Origin of the sequence: Yoonia sp. F2084L (assembly GCF_023015625.1) — a bacterium.
GTDB lineage: Bacteria > Pseudomonadota > Alphaproteobacteria > Rhodobacterales > Rhodobacteraceae > Yoonia.
Genome location: NZ_JALKAH010000002.1, coordinates 150,075 through 168,466, shown reverse-complemented (window position 1 = coordinate 168,466; position 18,392 = coordinate 150,075). Strand labels below are relative to the sequence as shown.

Here is an 18,392-nt window from a genome sequence, read left to right as displayed (position 1 = left end):
TCAGTGCCTATTCGCCCAGCTTGTATTCAAGGAACCACGTCGTGTTCAGCGCATCAATCGTGCCATCCGCCGTCATATCGGCAATCGCGGCATTGATCGGTTCAACCAGATCAGAGCCTTTGGGAAAGATGAAACCAAAATCCTCGGTCCCCAACTTTTCACCGATAATCTTGAGCCCACCATCGGAGGCATCAACATAGCCGTTACCCGCTGTGCCATCGGTCAGCACCAGATCAACGTCACCCGTGCGTAGCGCCTGAACTGTCGCCCCAAATGTCTCCATCAGTTTGATGCGTGGGTTCGCTTCGTCCCCATCCAGCACGTCATAGACACCAACGTAGAACGGCGTTGTGCCGGGCTGGGCTGCCATCAGCAGGTCGTCGTCCGCAGCAAAACTGGCGGCGTCGGCAAAGCGGTCCTCATCACCGCGCACCATCATGACCATTTCGGATGTCATATATTTGTCTGAAAAATCAACGACTTCAGCGCGGTCTTCGCGGATCGTGATCCCGGTCATGCCCATATCGAACTGGCCTTCCGACACGGCTGGAATCATCGCGTCCCAGCTGATGTTTTCATAAACAATGGTCGCATTCAGCCGCTCGGCAATTTCAGCCATCGCATCATATTCCCAACCAACCGCATCACCATTGCTGTCGATGAACTGCAAAGGGGGATAGGCGTTTTCCGTCACAACAACGATTTCGCGGCCTTCTAGGTCTGGCAAATGGCCATCCGCGACCGCTGTTGTCGCCAAAAGGCCCGCGACCAGTGTTGCAAGTAATCTCATGTCAATCTCCCCAGATTTGTGTTTGTCCGCAGTATGAACGTCAGTCCGCCTCGCGCAAGCCCCTGCCATGGCAGACCGGGCAATCCGCGCGCGGTTTCGCACCAATTGTGCGGGTCTGCGCGTAGAGTGCGTCGTAAATCAGCAAACGGCCCGCAAGAGGATCGCCTGCAACCGTGATCAGCTTGACCGCTTCAACCGCCATCATCGCGCCGATCACGCCGGGAAGCGGGCCGATCACGCCCGCTTCAGCACAACTTGGAACCAACGACGGGTCTGGCGCCTCGGGGAATACGCATTCATAGCATGGCGTGCCTTTGGCCGGATCATAAACGCTGATCTGTCCTTCCCATTGGGTGAGCGCCGCTGCAACCAACGGACGCCCGGTGGTGACCGCAGTCTTGTTGATCAGATACCGTGTTTCAAAGTTATCAGTACCATCCAGCACCATATCATAGTCGGCAAACAGCTCTTCGGCGATATCCGCTTCCAGCCTGCGATGATAGGGCCGCACGGTCACAAAGGGGTTTTGCGCCACCATCGCCTCTGCCGCAGAATGGACCTTGGGCATACCGATATTGCGGTCCAGGTGGATCACCTGCCGTTGCAGATTGGCGTTCTCGACCACATCGTCGTCAATCACACCAATGGTCCCGACACCCGCTGCCGCCAGATATTGCAGCGCAGGTGCGCCCAATCCCCCGGCACCCACAACAAGAACCTTCGCATCGCGCAACGCCTTCTGGCCCGGCCCACCGACCTCGCGCAGGATAATGTGGCGCGCGTAGCGGTCCAATTCCGTGGGTGAAAAACTGTCCGATTTCGGCGCGGGCGTTTCTTGGGTTTGCACGCGGGCGCGCAAGTTAGTCAGAAATTTCCGGTAGACCCAAACCAAGATGCCGAAGCCAAAGAAAATCGCCCAGAGCCGCGCATCCCCCCCTGTCGCCATCCGCAAAGGGTGACCATTGGGCAGGATGAAATGAATGATCATGACGCCCACCAACAAGATCGCCATCATGTTCCAGCGCACGGCATAGGGCACCTTCATCGCCCATCCAATCACCCAAAGGGTGATTGCCATTGTGCCAACCATAATCATTTGCCGGTTGACCCAAAGCCGCCTGCGCCCCGGGCCGTTTCATCAAGATCATGCACCGTTTCAAAGCGCGCCTGTATGACTGGCGCGACAATCATCTGTGCAATCCGCATCCCATGCGAAATCGCAAAGCTTTCGTCACCCAAGTTTACCATGATCACACCCAAAGGGCCGCGATAGTCGCTATCAATGGTGCCCGGTGTATTCAGCAGCGTGATACCATGCTTCAGAGCCAAGCCTGACCGCGGTCTGATCTGGACCTCAAAGCCGTCAGGGATCGCCATACGCAGACCCGTGGGGACCAATGCCCGTGCACCCTTTGCCAACATCACAGACGCGCGATCCGAAAAATTGGCCCTCAGATCAGCACCCGCAGCCCCTGCGGTCTCGTAGGCAGGCAAACCAACGCTTTGATCTGCACCCTCTTCCCAAAGAAACCGGATCGTCACGCTCACGCAATCGCCTCGGCAATACGTTGGGCAAGTGTTGCAGCAACGGCGTCTTTCGACATACGCGGCCAGCTTTCCGCGCCATCCGCCGAGATTAACGTCACTGCGTTTTCAGACCCGCCCATGATGCCCGTTTCTGGCGATACATCATTCGCTACGATCCAATCGCACTGCTTGCGTAGACGTTTGGCCGTCGCATTGGCGATGACATCATCGGTTTCAGCGGCAAAGCCAACCACAAGCTTGGGACGTCCCTTGGACATTTGCGATACGGTCGCCAGAATATCCGGGTTCTCTGCAAAATCGAGCTTTGGCAGGCCCGAACCATCCTTCTTGATCTTGCTATCCCCGGCATTGGCTACATGCCAATCAGCCACCGCAGCGGCAAAAACAGCCGCATCCGCAGCACCCGCCGCTTGCACGGCCTCAAGCATTTCCTGCGCTGTCTGTACTTTCACCACGGTCATATCCATCGGAGGCGGCACATCTGCCGGGCCGGTGACAAAGGTCACATCAGCACCCAGTGCCGCCAGGGCCTTGGCAATCGCGGTCCCCTGTGCGCCAGACGAGCGATTGGCGATGTAACGCACCGGATCAATCGGTTCATGCGTTGGGCCAGAGGTCACCAAAACATGTCGGCCGTTCAGTGGGCCGTCTGCCAAAGCCGCATCAATAGCTGCAATAATCTCGGGCACCTCGGCCATCCGCCCGGGCCCGTATTCACCACAAGCCATATCACCTTCATTCGGGCCCACGACCAAGATGCCGTCACCCTGCAATGTCGCCAGATTGCGTTGAGTGGCGGGGTGATCCCACATCCGCACATTCATGGAAGGCGCAATCAAAACGCGCTTATCAGTGGCCAAAAGCAGGGTTGAAGCCAGATCATTCGCCAAACCACCTGCCATCTTGGCCATCAGGTCGGCTGTGGCAGGGGCCACTACAATCAAATCAGCCGCGCGGGACAATTCGATATGCCCCATCTCGGCCTCATCGGTGAGGTTGAACAGGTCTTGGTACACCTTTGACGCGGAAAGGGCAGACAAACTGAGCGGAGTTACAAACTCTACACCCGCCTTGGTTAAAACCGGCGTGACCTGTGCCCCTTGTTCACGCAGACGGCGCACAAGGTCCAACGATTTGAAGGCGGCAATGCCGCCTCCTACAATCAACAGAATATGCTTGTCTGCCAGCATCAAAGGTCTCCGGTCGGGGTCGCCTGACACTAGGTCAGATCAGACCGGAAACACAATGTCTTGGGTCATGCAAAAAATGCGTGGACCTCAGAACTTTGGGACTCAAGGCTTTTGCGCATCTTGCCGAATGCGGCGGCCTCAAGCTGGCGCACACGTTCTTTCGACAGTCCAAGCTCTGTGCCGAGGCTTTCCAAAGTACGTGGATCTTCTCGCAGCTTACGCTCACGCACGATGAACTGCTCACGATCGTTCAGACCGGTTAGCGCGGTCAGCAACCACTGGCGCAACGTATCATTGTCATGATTGCTCTCGACTGTTTCAGCCGCCTGCGGACCATCATCCTCTAACGCATCAATCCATTCGCGGCCTTCATCTTCGACCGATTGGGTCGCATTCAAAGAAAAATCGGACCCAGACAACCGGCCTTCCATCATCTCTACATCATGAAGCGGCACGCCAACTTCTATTGCGATCAATTCGCGCATCTTGTGCTTGTCTATGGCTCTACCTTCAGCCGCCGCTTCGCGCTCTAACCGAGCCTGTACGCGGCGCATGTTGAAGAACAACGACTTTTGCGAAGACGTGGACCCGGTACGCACCATCGACCAATTGCGCATCACATAGTCCTGAATGGACGCTTTGATCCACCAAACCGCGTAGGTTGAAAAGCGCACGCCACGGTCAGGATCAAATTTATCGGCCGCCTTCATCAGACCAACCGATGCTTCCTGAATAAGATCATTCATTGGCGCGCCGTAACGCTTGAATTTCGAGGCCATTGAAATCGCCAGACGCATATAAGCCGTGATCAGGCGATGCAGGGCCTGTTCATCACGTTCATCCCGCCACGCATAAGCCAACGCTAGCTCGGTTTCAGCGTCAAGCAACTCTGCTTTCATCGCCGTCCGAGACAAAGTCTGATCAGAAAAACCGGAAACGCCCATTGTATTTCTCCCATGCGTGCAGTGAGGTGCATTAACTTTGTTGTCTGAAATAGTTACGCAGGGTTGAAGAAAATGGATCACAAAAAGTATCGCTTATGCCATTGCCGAACCTCACGCTTGTCCTAGGTGGCGCTGCCTCTGGCAAATCCGCCTATGCTGAAAGCCTTATTTTACAGGCCGGGGGCACTCCAGTCTATATCGCGACGGCCCAAGCATTCGATGCGGAAATGGTCGAAAAAATTGCACGTCATCGACACATGCGCGGGGACGGCTGGACCACAATCGAAGAACCAATCGACATCGCAGGCGCGTTGAGAAAATGCACCGGCACTGATCCCATATTAATTGATTGCGTCACGCTTTGGCTAACCAATGTGATCTTGGGCGACCATGATGTCGAACACTACAGCAACGCACTGTTATCCGCCTTGGCAGATTGCCAAGCACCGGTTGTGATCGTCTCAAACGAGGTTGGCCAAGGCATCGTGCCCGACAACGCCTTGTCACGCCGATTTCGCAATGCGCAAGGGCGTCTGAACCAAAGACTGGCAGCAGAGGCCGAATTGGTCGTCGCAGTCATGGCCGGCATCCCGCGGACACTCAAAGGCAGTACGCCGTGACTAAGCTCTGGATGGTACGCCACGGCCCCACACATGCCAAAACAATGGTCGGGTGGTCGGACATTCCGGCAGATTTGTCAGATACCGATGCCCTCAAACGGTTGCGCGGATACTTGCCCGATGCCCCGGTTGTTTCATCCGATCTGATCCGCGCCAGTGCAACAGCGGACGCACTGACGCCCGACATCAGGTTGCCACATGATCCAAGCTTGCGGGAAATCAACTTTGGTGACTGGGAACTGCGCAGCTTTGCTGACGTGGAGGCCGAGGACCCCAAGACGATCCGGGCCTATTGGGAAACGCCGGGACATATTACGCCGCCGGGTGGTGAAAGTTGGAACGCCGTTCGTCAAAGGGTCGACACCGCAATTGATGCATACTTGGCAGGCGGGCATAGCGATCTGATCGTTGTGGCCCACTTTGGTGTAATCCTGACGCAAGTGCAGCGCGCTCTGGGCATCGGGGCATACGAGGCATTCAGCCATCGGATCGACAACCTTTCCGTGACAGTGCTGGAGCATGCGGATGGTCGATGGACCAGCGGGCCTATCAATCACAACCCTTGATGGGGCTGTTCACATAAGATCGTTCGTCTTGGGTAAGGCCGGCCATTAAGAAGGCAGTCATGACATATCAACTCTATATCGGTGATCGCACCTTCAGCAGCTGGTCCTTGCGCGGCTGGCTTATGCTCGAGAAATTCGGGCTTTCTTTTGAAACGCATATGGTGGGGCTGTACTCCGGCACAATGCAAGCAGATCTGGCGCATCTTGCACCCGCCAAAACCGTACCCGTTCTGCAAACGGCAGAAGGGCACATCCTGAGCGACAGTATTGCCATGGCTGAAACGCTGGTCGAGCGTCACCCGGACATTGACCTGTACCCACGCGACAGCGCCGCCCGCGCTTTGGCTCGCTCTATCACGGCAGAAATGCACAGCGGCTTTCAGGCATTGCGCGATGCTTGCCCCATGATGATCCGCTTTGGATGGGTGGGCTTTGAAGCTTCGCAAGCAGTGAAAGACGATCTGGCAAGAATTGAAATGCTCTGGACATTGGCACGTAAACAACACGGGAGCGGTGGGCCGTGGCTGTTTGGCAACTACTCACTGGCTGACGCTTTCTATGCACCAGTCGCAATGCGCATCACAGCTTATAATCTGCCGGTCAGTGCTGCGGCCAAAGACTACGTGGACGCGCACCTGAATGATTCCGCATTCCTGTCATGGCGCAAAGCCGCCTTGGAAGAAGTACATGAACCGTGGCCCTACCCAAGCGACCTTGGCCAAATACCCTGGCCTAGCGCCACAGATTAACCATTCTTAAAGAACCTGCGCCTACCCGTTAACCAAGAACGGGGGAACGCGATGGTCGCTTTGACCTACACGGTAGCATTCGAAGGGGTTGAGGCGCGGCTGGTCGAAGTCCAATGCGCCGTCACACCCGGAATCCCTGCGTTTTCCATCGTAGGCCTGCCGGACAAAGCCGTATCCGAGGCGCGCGAAAGAGTGCGCGCTGCGTTAACCGCGATGGCGATTGCGCTGCCGTCAAAGCGGATCACCATCAATCTGTCCCCCGCTGATCTGCCAAAGGAAGGGTCGCATTTCGATCTTCCTATCGCCTTGGCGCTACTGGCAGCGCTTGACATCATACCCCGCGACGATGCCGAACAAACCGTCGCCTTGGGTGAGCTTTCGCTTGACGGCACTCTTGTGCCTGTCGTGGGCGCGCTGCCCGCCGCCATGGCGGCAGGACAGGATAATCGCACCCTCCTCTGCCCGCATGCCTGCGGCGCAGAGGCCGCTTGGGTAGGCGCAGTCAATGTCATCGCCCCGCGCAGTTTGGCCGAAATGGTCAGGCACTTCACTGGACAGGCCGTGCTGCAACCCTCCGAACCCGGCGAAGTTTTAAGCCAAACAGGCGCGCGCGATCTGTCCGAGGTGAAAGGCCAGGAACGGGCCAAACGGGCGTTGGAAATCGCCGCAGCAGGACGGCATCACCTGCTTTTGGTCGGATCACCGGGATCGGGCAAATCCATGCTGGCAGCACGTATTCCCGGCATCCTGCCGCAACTGACGCCGACAGAAGCGTTAGAGACATCAATGATCCACTCCCTCTCTGGATTGCTCGATGAAGGCGGCATCAACCGCGAACGCCCGTTTCGCGAGCCGCACCATACGGCATCCATGGCAGCAATCGTGGGTGGTGGCCGCAGCGCCAAACCCGGCGAGATCAGCCTTGCCCACAACGGCGTACTTTTCATGGATGAATTTCCAGAGTTCCCGCGCACAGTGTTGGAAACACTGCGGCAACCCATCGAGACCGGAGAGGTGGTCGTCGCGCGTGCCAATGCGCATGTGCGCTATCCTTGCCGGTTCATGCTGGTCGCTGCTGCAAACCCCTGCAAATGCGGGTATCTGGCTGATCCCGCGCGCGCCTGCGCGAGGGTGCCCGTCTGTGGCGAGGACTACATGGGGCGCATTTCAGGGCCATTGATGGACAGGTTCGATCTACGGGTCGAAGTGCCGCCCGTTGCCTTCACCGATCTGGATTTGCCAGAAAGCGGCGAAAGCTCTGCTGATGTCGCTGCCCGCGTGCGTCAGGCCCGTGATGCACAAACAGAGCGCTTTGTCGGCCACCCCGATGTGCGGGTCAACGCAGATGCCGAAGGACATCTATTGGATGAAATCGCCACACCCGATACCAAAGGTCGTGCGCTTCTCATCAAAGTCGCCGAACGGTTCGGGTTGTCAGCACGCGGCTATCACCGGGTCCTGCGCGTCGCGCGTACAATAGCTGATCTGGAAGGGTCCGAAGACGTGCGCAAACCACATGTTGCCGAAGCTGTCAGTTACCGGTTGGCTATGGCAAAAGAAGTCTAGCGGCGCGCCTCAATCGCGTGCCAAATCTTCTCGGCGATATTGACGCCGTCGAAACGCTCAAGCTCCTGAATGCCTGTGGGCGAGGTCACATTGATCTCGGTCAGCCAGTCACCGATCACATCGATACCAACAAAAATCTGACCCTTTTCGCGTAAAAGCGGGCCAATTCGCGCACAAATCTCGCGGTCGCGGTCGGTCAGGTCAACTTTTTCAGGTCGCCCGCCAACATGCATGTTTGAGCGTGTTTCTCCTGCGGCCGGTACACGGTTGATCGCGCCAACGGGTTCACCATCGACCAGGATCACACGTTTATCGCCCTTGGAAACGGCCGGCAGAAACTGTTGCATGATCAGTGGCTCTCGATTGATGCCCGCAAAAAGCTCATGAAGGGATGCCAGATTGCTGTCATCTGCTTTCAGCTTAAAGACACCTGCGCCGCCGTTGCCATAAAGCGGCTTGAGAATGACATCACCATGCTGCGCGCGAAAACGCTTCAACGTCTCAAGGTCTCGGGCGATCATTGTTGGGGGGGTCAGGTCAGGGAAATTCAACACCAGCAGCTTTTCAGGATAATTCCGCACCCAAAACGGGTCGTTCACAACCATCGTATCCGGGTGGATCATGTCCAGAATATGCGTGGTTGTGATGTAGCCCATGTCAAAAGGCGGGTCCTGCCGCAGCCAAACCACATCAAATTCAGCCAGATCCACGGTCTGTTCATCGCCAAGTGCGAAGTGATCGCCCTTCACACGCTGCACCGTCAAAGGCCAGCCTGTGGCCGTTACGCGACCCTGATCATAGGCCAGCTTGTCCGGTGTGTAGTAGAACAGGCTATGCCCGCGCGCCTGTGCCTCCTCGGCAATCCGAAAGGTGCTGTCGGCATCAATATCAATCGGACCAATAGGGTCCATCTGGAAAGCGATCTTCAGCGACATGGTGCGGCCTCTTGCATAGATGATATGCCGCGTTGATGGCCTAGCCACAGATCATGTGCAATGGGATGTCACATTTCCATAAAGGCGTTTTCGATCACTTTGAGGCGACCCATGCCATTCACAACTGCCAGATCAAAGCGCACATCGGTCAGTTGACCGCGCGGTTCATCAGTCAGAAACTCTGTCGCGCTGGTAACAATGCGTTCCATCTGCCGACGACCCAGCCGGCCAGCGGCGGTCGCAAAACTGCGGCTTTTCTTCACTTCGACGAAAACAACGGTGTCCCCGTCCCGCACAATCAGATCAATTTCGCCAGCTTTTCCACGCCAGCGACGCGCCGCGATATCGTGCGCGCGCGCTGCATAATCATTTGCAACGATATCTTCAGCAGCAAGCCCTGCGTGATACCCGACTGTTCCGGTCAATCGTCTTCTCCCAAACCCAGTGCGATCTGATAGACCTGCCTGCGCGGCAAACCCAACGCCCCTGACACAACTGTTGCCGCATCCTTGACCCGCATCGTTTTCATCGCCTCGCGCAAAGCGCCGGTGATATCATCGTTGGCCACATCAACCGCACCAGCGCGCCCAACCAGAACAACGATTTCACCCTTCACGGATCGCGCCGCAAATGCATCTGCCAGTTCCGCCAATGTCCCGCGCGTCACCTCTTCAAACTTTTTTGTCAGCTCGCGGCAAACGACCGCTTCTCTCTGACCCCCCAGAACATCGCGCAAATTGCCTAACATTTCCCCAACACGTTTCGGGCTTTCGTAAAACACCAACGTAAACGGCACATCCCGCAGTCCGGCGATCTCGGTTTCGCGTTGTTTCTTTGACGCAGGCAGAAACCCAACAAAGGCGAACCGGTCCGTGGCAAGCCCGGAAACGGTCAGTGCCGCAAGTACAGCAGATGCACCTGGCGCTGAAGTCACCGGCAACCCTTCGGCAATCACAGCGCGCCCCAATTCATACCCCGGATCCGCTATCAAAGGTGTGCCCGCCTCGGACACGTATGCCACCGAAACTCCACTTTTGATATCTGCAACCAGCCGCGCCACAGCGCCATCACCACTATGATCATGGAACGCCACGACCTTGCGGCCATTCAACGGCACGCCGTGAATTTCCATCAGTTTGCGCGCCGTGCGGGTGTCTTCTGCAGCGATCAAATCGGCCGAGGCCAGAATATCCAGACCACGCAATGTCATATCGCGCGCGGACCCAATCGGTGTGGCCACAAAGTACAGACCGGCAGAGAGTGGCTTGGTTATATAATTCATCTCTGGACCCGGCTGCCCCCTGCTTTATGATGAGCCTCAATATCGCGGCAGGACTTTGGGTCAAACCCAAACGCCAATCGCGCGAACCAGGAGGGATACCGCGTATGTTTGCCCGTTTCAGCAACGCCCGCAAGACGCTTGCTCGTTTTTTTGCCTTTACCGCCCTGCTCTGGCTTGCCGCCTGCGACGTGACCTTGGCACCGGATGCCAATGTCGGTCAGCAGATTGATCCGACAGCCCCCATTGAAGTCGCTTTGCTGGTGCCGGGTGGGTCAGCGCAGGCAACCGACAATCAACTTGCCCAGAATTTTGAAAACGCCGCCCGATTGGCTATTGCAGACCTGCAAGGTGCCAGTGTCAATCTGACGGTCTACAACACCGCTGGCGGCAATCCACAACAGGCCGCCATCGCAGCAAGACAGGCTGTTGATGCAGGTGCAAAGATCATCATTGGGCCACTTTACGGCGAAGCGGCAAACGCCGCTGGTGTCGCAATCGCGGGCCGCAACGTGAATGTGCTCGCCTTCTCAAACAACCGCGCTTTCGCAGGTGGTAATGTATTTATCCTTGGCGCGACATTCGGCAATACCGCCGAGCGGCTCGTACAATACGGGTCACGCCAAGGCATCAGCCGCTATATGGTCGTGCATGGCGATGACCTGCCCGGACGGGTCGGCCGCGACGCCATTACTACAGCCGTACAAAGTAATGGCGCAGAGGTGGTTGGCGTTGAAAGCTATGCGCTGTCGCAACAAGGCATTTTTACCGCGACACGGCGGATTGTTTCAAACGTGCGAAACTCTGGTGCACAAGCCGTGTTCACAACGGCCGGAGCGAGTGCCGATTTGCCTATCCTGGCAACAGCCTTGCCGGATGCAGGGATGGATACTGACCGCAGCCGGTTTATCGGTCTGACACGCTGGGACACGCTGCCGCAATTGGCAGCCTTGCCGGGACTTGAGGGCGGTCTTTTTGCGATGCCTGATCCGGGCACGTCGACGCTGTTTGCAAACCGCTATGCGGCGACATATGGCGCGCAACCGCATCCGCTCGCAGGTTTGGCCTATGACGGAATTGCGGCGATTGGGGCTCTTGCTGCGGCAGGAAATTCCGATGCAGTGACCAAATCTGCATTGACCCAGCCGCAAGGGTTTCGTGGGACGTCAGGCGTCTTTCGCCTTTTGCCGAACGGCCTGAACCAGCGTGGGCTTGCCGTTGCTACTATTGAAAACAATCAGGTTGTGATCCTTGAACAAGCTCCAAGAAGCTTTGGTGGCCCCGGCCTCTGAACCCAACCTTATTTTGCAGGCAGATGCGCCGGACGGTTTGATCTGTCCGGCGTCTGTCATTTTTGATGCGCAAGCGGTGCAGACCCAGATCGCAGAGGCCATTCTTTCTGCAAAATCGGAAAAGGACGTTCGCGCCGCGACCGTTGCCGCTTTGCGGCAGGCGCGCAAAGCGGGCATGTCACAGATTGCCACCGCCTTTCAAGCGCAGCCCTTTGCATCGCGCCAGACCACGCGTGCCTATAGCTGGCTGACCGACCAGATTGTCAAAACGGTGCTGAATGTCGCGACTGAGCATCTGCACAAGCTACCGAACCCGACAGAAGGCGAGCGGCTCTCGCTGATTGCGGTTGGCGGCTACGGACGGGGCGAAATGGCACCGCATTCCGATGTTGATCTGCTGTTTCTGACGCCCTACAAAATCACGCCCTGGGCAGAGAGCGTGATCGAATCCATGCTTTATATGCTATGGGATCTGAAGCTGAAGGTCGGGCATGCCAGCAGGACCGTGAAGGACTGTCTGCGGCTCGCCAAAGAAGACTATACGATCCGCACGTCGCTGGTCGAATACCGCTATCTTGCAGGGGACGCAGAGCTTGCGACTGAATTGGGCGACAAGCTCTGGTCTGACTTGTTCAAATCAACAGCCAGCGAATTCATCGAGGCCAAGCTGGAAGAACGCGCAACAAGGCACCGTAAGCAAGGTGGGCAACGCTATGTGGTCGAACCCAATGTCAAAGAGGGCAAAGGCGGGCTACGCGACCTGCAATCGCTTTTTTGGATCAGCAAATACGTGAACGGAGTTAAAGACGCTGCCGAATTGGTCGATCTGAAGGTTTTCACCGCCGAAGAATTTGAAACCTTCGTCACCGCCGAGGATTTTCTTTGGGCCGTGCGCTGCCACTTGCACCTCATTGCGAATAGGGCCGCAGATCAGCTGACATTCGACATGCAGGTCGAGGTTGCAGCAGCCATGGGTTACACCGACCACGGCGGCAGGCGGGGCGTTGAGCATTTCATGCAAGCCTATTTCCGGCAGGCGACCCATGTCGGCGAGTTGACACGTATTTTCCTGACTGCGTTGGAAGCCAACCACACCAAACAAGAACCAATGCTCTTGCGTCTGTTTGGACGAAGCAAACGGGCCAAGGCCCCTTATGCCATCAAGCAAAACCGGCTGACCGTTGCCAGTGAAAAGGCATTCTTTGCCGATAAGCTGAATATGCTGCGTATCTTTGAAGAGGCGTTGCGCACAGGCACATTGCTGCATCCTGACGCAATGCGCCTGATCTCAGCCAACCTTGATCTGATCGACGCCGAGATGCGTGACAATAAGGAAGCACGCCGTATTTTCCTTGATCTGCTGCTGAAACATGGCAACCCTGAACGCGCGCTGCGCCGGATGAATGAATTGGGCGTATTGGCCGCGTTCATTCCCGAATTCGCACCTATCGTCGCGATGATGCAATTCAACATGTATCACCACTACACCGTTGATGAGCATACGATTCAATGCATCAGCAACCTGGCCCAGATTGAACGCAAAGAGCTGATTGAAGAACTGCCTGTTGTCTCGGGCATTCTGGAACGCGGCGTGAACCGCAAAGTGCTCTATATCGCGCTTTTGCTGCATGACATCGGAAAGGGCCGGGACGAAGATCACTCCATCCTTGGCGCCCAGATTGCACGCAAAGTGGCACCGCGTCTGGGGCTGAACAAGAAGGAATGCGAAACGGTCGAATGGTTGATCAGATATCACCTGTTGCTGTCCGACATTGCCCAAAAGCGCGATATCTCGGAACCGCGCACAGTGCGCGGTTTTGCCAAGGCGATGAAATCGGTTGAGCGGCTGGATTTGCTGACCGCCCTTACAGTCTGTGACATTCGCGGTGTTGGTCCGGGGACGTGGAACAACTGGAAAGCGGTGCTGATCCGCAACCTTTACAAAGCGACTAAGTCTGCATTGGAAACCGGTCTTGAAGACCTCAACCGCGAAACCCGCGAGGTAGAGGCCAAACGCGCGCTGCGTGCGGCCCTTTCTGATTGGGACAACAAGGCGCTTAAAGCCGAAGTCGGACGACACTATGGCCCTTACTGGCAGGGTCTTCCGCTTTCGGCGCAAACCGTTTTTGCCAAGCTGCTGCGCGAAATCGCGGATGATGAGATCAAGATCGACCTGATGCTGGATGAAGACCGCGATGCCACGCGCGCCTGCTTTGCGATGGTGGATCATCCGGGCCTCTTTAGCCGCATGACCGGGGCGCTTGCACTGGTCGGCGCGAACGTCGTGGACGCGCGGACATACACATCCAAAGACGGCTATGCGACGGCCGTTTTCTGGGTGCAGGACAACGACGGCAACCCCTACGAGGCCGCGCGCCTGCCCCGTCTGCGCAAAATGATCGAACGCACGCTGAAGGGCGAAGTCGTCGCCAAGGAAGCACTGAAAGACAAAGACAAGATCAAAAAACGCGAGCGTGCATTCAAAGTGCCTACCAACATCAGCTTCGATAACGAAGGATCCGAGATTTACACAATCATCGAGGTCGACACGCGCGACCGTCCCGGACTTCTCTACGATTTGACCCGAACTCTTGCGAATGCGCATGTCTACATCGCCTCAGCCGTCATCGCGACATATGGAGAGCAGGTTGTGGATACGTTTTACGTCAAGGACATCGTGGGGCTAAAGTACCACTCAGAAGCAAAGCGTGCCGGGCTTGAGCGTAAATTACGCGAAGCAATTGCGCAGGGTGCTGAGCGGGCGGTGGCGGGGTGATCGTCGTAACACAGGCCAATTTTTTCCAAATAATTGGACTAAAGTTTCTAGAAACTTTGGAGCCCTGCGCGTGAAACCCATTCGCCTCATGACTGGCTTTTTTACGGTCGGCATCTGGACCTTGCTCAGCCGTGTGATGGGGTTTGTACGCGATATCATGATCGCGGCCTACCTTGGCACAGGTCCGGTGGCCGAGGCGTTTCTGGTCGCATTCTCCCTGCCCAACCTGTTTCGCCGCTTCTTTGCCGAAGGCGCGTTCAACATGGCCTTTGTGCCCATGTTTTCAAAGAAGGTCGAAGGTGACGACGATGCCCAGCGCTTTGCGCAGGACGCATTTGTCGGACTGGGGGGCATCCTGACGGTCTTTACCGTGATTGGCGTCATCTTCATGCCCGCGCTTGTGGCAATGATGGCGAGCGGGTTTCTTGGCACCGAACGGTTTGACCTTGCCGTCTATTATGGACGGATCGCCTTTCCCTATATCCTGTTTATCTCGCTCACAGCCTTACTTTCGGGCGTCTTGAACGCCACAGGTCGCTTTACAGCCGCCGCAGCAGCACCTGTGCTGTTGAACATCATCTTCGTGATCGCGCTGATCATCACGGGGCTGACATGTGACTGCACCGGACCGGATGGTCAAAGCATCATCGGCCAGTCCCTCGCCTACGCCGTCCCCCTTGCTGGCATCGCGCAGCTTACCGTCGTGTGGATCGCTGCCAAACGTGCCGGATATACGCTGCGCATTGGCTTGCCAAAGATCACGCCAGAACTGAAACGCCTTGCCATCATCGCAGCCCCTGCCGCCCTTGCAGGCGGAGTCGTACAGGTCAACCTGCTTGTGGGCCGTCAGGTGGCGAGTTTCTTTGAAGGTGCTGTTGCATGGCTGAACTACGCTGACCGGCTCTATCAACTCCCGCTTGGTGTGGTCGGCATCGCCATCGGTGTCGTGCTGCTGCCGGACCTTTCACGCCGCCTGCGCGCCGGGGACGAAACAGGCGGGCGCGACGCGTTCAACCGCGCCTCAGAGATCAGCCTGGCACTGACGATCCCCGCATCGGTCGCGCTGATGGTGATCCCGCTGCCGCTCGTCAGTGTGCTGTTTGAGCGCGGCGCTTTCACCAGCGATGACACCGCCGCAACGGCCCTCGCCGTTGCTATATATGGTCTGGGGCTGCCAGCCTTTGTGCTGCAAAAGACGCTGCAACCGCTGTTTTTTGCGCGCGAAGACACAAAGCGACCATTCTATTACGCGCTGATTGCGATGGTGCTAAATGCGGCTTTGGCGATTGGTTTATCTCCCATCATTGGCTTTGCGGCTGCGGCTATTGGCACTTCTTTGACCGGCTGGGCGATGGTCATTCTGCTGATGCGCGGAACGCGCACGATGGGTGATGCGGCTAAGTTTGACGCACGGTTCAAGACACGCCTAATCAGAATCGTTCTGGCCGCCCTTGGCATGGGGCTAATCCTGATCATCACCGCAACCGTGATGAAACCGTTTTTCGCAATTGCGACCGTCCGCTATGTGGCGCTGTTGGCTTTAGTCGCCATTGGCATCATCAGCTACTTCGGGCTCGGGCATCTGCTAGGCGCATTCAAACTCTCAGAGTTCCGCCGCAATCTGCGCCGCTAAGAGCGTTCGCGCAATCGCGCCACAAGGCTGCTCCACCCACCCGGTGCCAAAACCGCAGACATCACGAACCCCGAAAAGAAGCCTGTCAGCTCTGCAATCCACTGGCTGTTGCCGCCAAAGATCAGACCAAAGATCAACTGGATCAGCAAAAGAAACCCGATCAACCGAAACGCCATGATCTGGTTCTCGCCCGCGTTCCCCAACCGCAACCAAAGCGCGTAGGTATAGGCACCGATCAAACCGTAAACGGGTGTAAAACCGCCCAACAAAGGATACGTGCCCTCAACAAGCATACCATAGGCGATCGCCCCGATGATGCTGGTCGCAACATAAAGACACAAAACCTTCACCTGCCCATAGTACTCAGCCGTGAACTTACCCAAAGCCAGCGTCAGGGCGGCACAAAAGGCGACCTGTGTGATCTGCACGTTCACAAACGGATAGGTGACAAACCGTTTGAGCATATCGAGCGAATAGTCACCATTCACCAAAACCCGATCCAGCACAGCAGCAGAGAACCCGTATTCCTCAATCGCCGCAATCCGCCAGCCAACACCGCGGGGGCCACCGATAATGCCGGCGTTGGCCAATTGAAACACGGCCTCGATACCAATTATCAAAAGGGTCAGCGCGATGACCACAGGTGGCAAAGCGTTGAACGGGCTTTCTGGCTTCATAGGGGGCTCACTGGGGCTGTTGACGTTGACGGGTCGCTCGGACATGGGTATGCGAGCCCTGCCCCGAAATCCACCCCGGACATTGCACCATGAGCCAGACAAATTTCACACCGCGCGTTTTCTCAGGGATCAAACCCTCCGGCGGGCTGACGCTGGGCAACTATCTGGGGGCGATCAAACGCTTTGTTGGTATGCAGGGTCAGATGGAAACGGTTTATTGCGTGGTCGATATGCACGCAATCACAGTCTGGCAGGACCCCAAAGAGCTGGCCAACATGACCCGCGAAGTGGCAGCAGGTTATCTAGCTGCGGGTCTCGACCCCAGCCAATCCATTTTGTTCAATCAAAGCCAAGTGGCAGCACATGCCGAACTCGGTTGGATCTTCAACTGCGTGGCCCGTGTAGGTTGGATGAACCGCATGACCCAGTTCAAGGACAAAGCAGGCAGCAACGCGGAAAAAGTGTCGCTGGGCCTTTATGCATACCCCGCTCTCATGGCCGCCGATATCCTGATTTATCACGCGACCCACGTGCCTGTGGGCGAAGACCAGAAACAGCACGTGGAACTGACGCGCGATATCGCGGCCAAGTTCAACCACGACTTTAAGACGGACTTCTTCCCTCTGACCGAACCGGTCATCGAAGGCCCTGCGATGCGCATCATGAACCTGCGTGACGGGACCAAGAAGATGTCGAAGTCAGGCGAAAGCGACATGGAACGCATCAACATGACCGATGATGCCGACAAGATCGCCAAGAAGTTCCGCAAGGCAAAAACCGATCCGGAACCACTGCCCGATACAGTGGAAAGCCTTGCCGGTCGCCCCGAAGCGCGCAATCTGGTCGAAATATACGCGGCCCTTAATGACATGACGCCCGAGGCCGTGATTGCCGAATACTCCGGCGCGCAATGGGGCACGTTCAAACCAGCGCTGGCCGATCTGGCAGTGGCAAAACTTGCTCCCATCGCGGACGAAATGGCGCGGTTCATGGCTGATCCGGCAGAGATCGACCGCATCTTGGGTGCAGGGGCCGAAAAAGCGCGCGCCATCGCAAACCCAATTCTGCGGGATACATACGATATCGTGGGCTTGCTGCGCAGCTAGCACGCTTGTGTGGACCTGCGCACAGACGCCATGCGCAAGTGGCTCTTCTGTCGCCTGATGTGATCGCCTAAATCTGGTGAACCAAGCATTGAGAGGCCACCCATGTCTACGATCGCATCAGCCCGCGTCGGCCATATTCATTTACGCGTGTCGGATCTGGATCGCGCCATTTCGTTCTATTCAGACCTTTTGGGGTTTGCCGTAACGCAGCGCTATGGCGCAAGAGCGGCCTTTCTCGCGGCCGGAGATTACCACCACCACATCGGTCTGAACACATGGGACAGCCTTGGCGCAACACCGCCGCCTGCCGGGCATACAGGGCTTTACCACTCTGCTTTCTTGTATCCTGATAGATCGGCTCTGGCACAGGTCGTTGCGCGTGTCATGGCCGCAGGTATCCCGCTCGACGGTGCCGCCGACCACGGCGTGAGCGAGGCAGTCTATATGCGTGATCCGGACGACAACGGTGTGGAACTCTACGTCGACAAACCAATGGCGGACTGGCCCCGCAATGAGGTGGGTGAACTGCGCATGGTCAATGACCCGCTTGATATGCCAGCGCTGCTCGCCCTTGCCAATTCACCGTCACAAAACTGAATCGTATAGGTGGGACCATCCAAGTGCGCGGCATAGATTCGCTCTGCCAGCCCAGCCTTGGTGCTCACCCGTCCCACGCATCACCTCGGCTCACTCTGGCGTCCGGTGTTCCCCGGCATCGGGC

18 protein-coding genes are annotated in these 18,392 nt (G+C 56.8%); 9 read left to right on the top strand and 9 right to left on the bottom strand.

What is annotated here, in order from left to right; translation table 11 throughout:
- Positions 1-7 precede the first annotated feature (7 nt).
- The 5 genes from MWU60_RS06325 to MWU60_RS06305 form a co-directional block, all read right to left on the bottom strand.
- A complete protein-coding gene (locus tag MWU60_RS06325) occupies positions 8-790 on the bottom strand; it encodes a transporter substrate-binding domain-containing protein (RefSeq protein WP_247226364.1) in 783 nt (260 codons plus the stop codon).
- 40 nt (positions 791-830) lie between these two features.
- A complete protein-coding gene (moeB, locus tag MWU60_RS06320; RefSeq protein WP_247226363.1) occupies positions 831-1,886 on the bottom strand; it encodes a molybdopterin-synthase adenylyltransferase MoeB in 1,056 nt (351 codons plus the stop codon).
- Positions 1,883-2,338 (bottom strand): dUTP diphosphatase, encoded by a 456-nt coding sequence (dut, locus tag MWU60_RS06315; RefSeq protein WP_247226362.1) that lies wholly within the window; start codon positions 2,336-2,338, stop codon positions 1,883-1,885. Before dut ends, moeB begins: the two co-directional genes overlap by 4 nt.
- Positions 2,335-3,528: a bifunctional phosphopantothenoylcysteine decarboxylase/phosphopantothenate--cysteine ligase CoaBC gene (gene coaBC, locus MWU60_RS06310; protein WP_247226361.1), complete on the bottom strand. Its 1,194-nt coding sequence runs from the start codon at positions 3,526-3,528 to the stop codon at positions 2,335-2,337. The genes dut and coaBC overlap by 4 nt, the downstream gene beginning before the upstream one ends.
- Positions 3,529-3,593: 65 nt before the next feature.
- A complete protein-coding gene (locus MWU60_RS06305; protein ID WP_247226360.1) occupies positions 3,594-4,472 on the bottom strand; it encodes an RNA polymerase factor sigma-32 in 879 nt (292 codons plus the stop codon).
- A gap of 95 nt (positions 4,473-4,567) precedes the next feature.
- On the opposite strand from MWU60_RS06305, the gene cobU reads away from it, so the two are divergent.
- Genes cobU through MWU60_RS06285 form a run of 4 tightly spaced genes read left to right on the top strand, consistent with a single transcriptional unit; the run spans position 4,568 to position 7,973 of the window.
- Complete coding sequence (gene cobU, locus MWU60_RS06300) at positions 4,568-5,092, top strand: bifunctional adenosylcobinamide kinase/adenosylcobinamide-phosphate guanylyltransferase (protein ID WP_247226359.1); 525 nt, start codon at positions 4,568-4,570, stop codon at positions 5,090-5,092.
- Positions 5,089-5,658: a histidine phosphatase family protein gene (locus MWU60_RS06295; RefSeq protein ID WP_247226358.1), complete on the top strand. Its 570-nt coding sequence runs from the start codon at positions 5,089-5,091 to the stop codon at positions 5,656-5,658. Before cobU ends, MWU60_RS06295 begins: the two co-directional genes overlap by 4 nt.
- A gap of 59 nt (positions 5,659-5,717) precedes the next feature.
- Positions 5,718-6,407 (top strand): glutathione S-transferase, encoded by a 690-nt coding sequence (locus MWU60_RS06290; RefSeq protein WP_247226357.1) that lies wholly within the window; start codon positions 5,718-5,720, stop codon positions 6,405-6,407.
- Between the two features lie 51 nt (positions 6,408-6,458).
- Positions 6,459-7,973: a YifB family Mg chelatase-like AAA ATPase gene (locus MWU60_RS06285; protein ID WP_247226356.1), complete on the top strand. Its 1,515-nt coding sequence runs from the start codon at positions 6,459-6,461 to the stop codon at positions 7,971-7,973.
- On the opposite strand, the gene gshB is transcribed toward MWU60_RS06285, so the two are convergent.
- The 3 genes from gshB to rsmI form a co-directional block, all read right to left on the bottom strand.
- On the bottom strand, positions 7,970-8,908 hold the full coding sequence (gene gshB / locus MWU60_RS06280) for a glutathione synthase (protein ID WP_247226355.1): 939 nt from the start codon (positions 8,906-8,908) through the stop codon (positions 7,970-7,972). The genes MWU60_RS06285 and gshB overlap by 4 nt on opposite strands.
- 68 nt (positions 8,909-8,976) lie before the next feature.
- Positions 8,977-9,333: a YraN family protein gene (locus tag MWU60_RS06275; protein WP_247226354.1), complete on the bottom strand. Its 357-nt coding sequence runs from the start codon at positions 9,331-9,333 to the stop codon at positions 8,977-8,979.
- On the bottom strand, positions 9,330-10,190 hold the full coding sequence (gene rsmI / locus MWU60_RS06270) for a 16S rRNA (cytidine(1402)-2'-O)-methyltransferase (RefSeq protein ID WP_247226353.1): 861 nt from the start codon (positions 10,188-10,190) through the stop codon (positions 9,330-9,332). The genes MWU60_RS06275 and rsmI overlap by 4 nt, the downstream gene beginning before the upstream one ends.
- Positions 10,191-10,294: 104 nt before the next feature.
- On the opposite strand from rsmI, the gene MWU60_RS06265 reads away from it, so the two are divergent.
- The 3 genes from MWU60_RS06265 (at position 10,295) to murJ (ending at position 15,888) form a co-directional block, all read left to right on the top strand.
- The gene (locus MWU60_RS06265; RefSeq protein ID WP_247226352.1) at positions 10,295-11,479 is read left to right on the top strand and encodes a penicillin-binding protein activator; all 1,185 of its coding nucleotides are present in this window, start codon (positions 10,295-10,297) and stop codon (positions 11,477-11,479) included.
- Positions 11,460-14,255 (top strand): [protein-PII] uridylyltransferase, encoded by a 2,796-nt coding sequence (locus tag MWU60_RS06260; RefSeq protein ID WP_247226861.1) that lies wholly within the window; start codon positions 11,460-11,462, stop codon positions 14,253-14,255. The genes MWU60_RS06265 and MWU60_RS06260 overlap by 20 nt, the downstream gene beginning before the upstream one ends.
- Before the next feature lie 70 nt (positions 14,256-14,325).
- Positions 14,326-15,888 (top strand): murein biosynthesis integral membrane protein MurJ, encoded by a 1,563-nt coding sequence (gene murJ, locus MWU60_RS06255; RefSeq protein ID WP_247226351.1) that lies wholly within the window; start codon positions 14,326-14,328, stop codon positions 15,886-15,888.
- Here the strand turns inward: murJ and MWU60_RS06250 are convergent.
- On the bottom strand, positions 15,885-16,565 hold the full coding sequence (locus MWU60_RS06250) for a rhomboid family intramembrane serine protease (protein WP_247226348.1): 681 nt from the start codon (positions 16,563-16,565) through the stop codon (positions 15,885-15,887). The genes murJ and MWU60_RS06250 overlap by 4 nt on opposite strands.
- Before the next feature lie 89 nt (positions 16,566-16,654).
- Between MWU60_RS06250 and trpS the strand changes: the two genes are divergently transcribed.
- Entirely contained in the window at positions 16,655-17,671 is a 1,017-nt protein-coding gene (gene trpS, locus MWU60_RS06245) for a tryptophan--tRNA ligase (RefSeq protein ID WP_247226347.1), read from the top strand.
- A gap of 102 nt (positions 17,672-17,773) precedes the next feature.
- Entirely contained in the window at positions 17,774-18,268 is a 495-nt protein-coding gene (locus MWU60_RS06240) for a VOC family protein (protein WP_247226346.1), read from the top strand.
- Positions 18,269-18,392: the final 124 nt, after the last annotated feature.

What these genes read in the sequence shown, in the direction of transcription:
- gshB (WP_247226355.1), bottom strand. Translation starts at nt 8,908, where the DNA reads ATGTCGCTGAAGATCGCTTTCCAGATGGACCCTATTGGTCCGATTGAT.
- cobU (WP_247226359.1), top strand. Translation starts at nt 4,568, where the DNA reads ATGCCATTGCCGAACCTCACGCTTGTCCTAGGTGGCGCTGCCTCTGGC.
- rsmI (WP_247226353.1), bottom strand. Translation starts at nt 10,190, where the DNA reads ATGAATTATATAACCAAGCCACTCTCTGCCGGTCTGTACTTTGTGGCC.
- moeB (WP_247226363.1), bottom strand. Translation starts at nt 1,886, where the DNA reads ATGATTATGGTTGGCACAATGGCAATCACCCTTTGGGTGATTGGATGG.
- MWU60_RS06325 (WP_247226364.1), bottom strand. Translation starts at nt 790, where the DNA reads ATGAGATTACTTGCAACACTGGTCGCGGGCCTTTTGGCGACAACAGCG.
- MWU60_RS06285 (WP_247226356.1), top strand. Translation starts at nt 6,459, where the DNA reads ATGGTCGCTTTGACCTACACGGTAGCATTCGAAGGGGTTGAGGCGCGG.
- trpS (WP_247226347.1), top strand. Translation starts at nt 16,655, where the DNA reads ATGAGCCAGACAAATTTCACACCGCGCGTTTTCTCAGGGATCAAACCC.
- MWU60_RS06305 (WP_247226360.1), bottom strand. Translation starts at nt 4,472, where the DNA reads ATGGGCGTTTCCGGTTTTTCTGATCAGACTTTGTCTCGGACGGCGATG.
- MWU60_RS06265 (WP_247226352.1), top strand. Translation starts at nt 10,295, where the DNA reads ATGTTTGCCCGTTTCAGCAACGCCCGCAAGACGCTTGCTCGTTTTTTT.
- MWU60_RS06250 (WP_247226348.1), bottom strand. Translation starts at nt 16,565, where the DNA reads ATGAAGCCAGAAAGCCCGTTCAACGCTTTGCCACCTGTGGTCATCGCG.
- coaBC (WP_247226361.1), bottom strand. Translation starts at nt 3,528, where the DNA reads ATGCTGGCAGACAAGCATATTCTGTTGATTGTAGGAGGCGGCATTGCC.
- MWU60_RS06290 (WP_247226357.1), top strand. Translation starts at nt 5,718, where the DNA reads ATGACATATCAACTCTATATCGGTGATCGCACCTTCAGCAGCTGGTCC.
- MWU60_RS06240 (WP_247226346.1), top strand. Translation starts at nt 17,774, where the DNA reads ATGTCTACGATCGCATCAGCCCGCGTCGGCCATATTCATTTACGCGTG.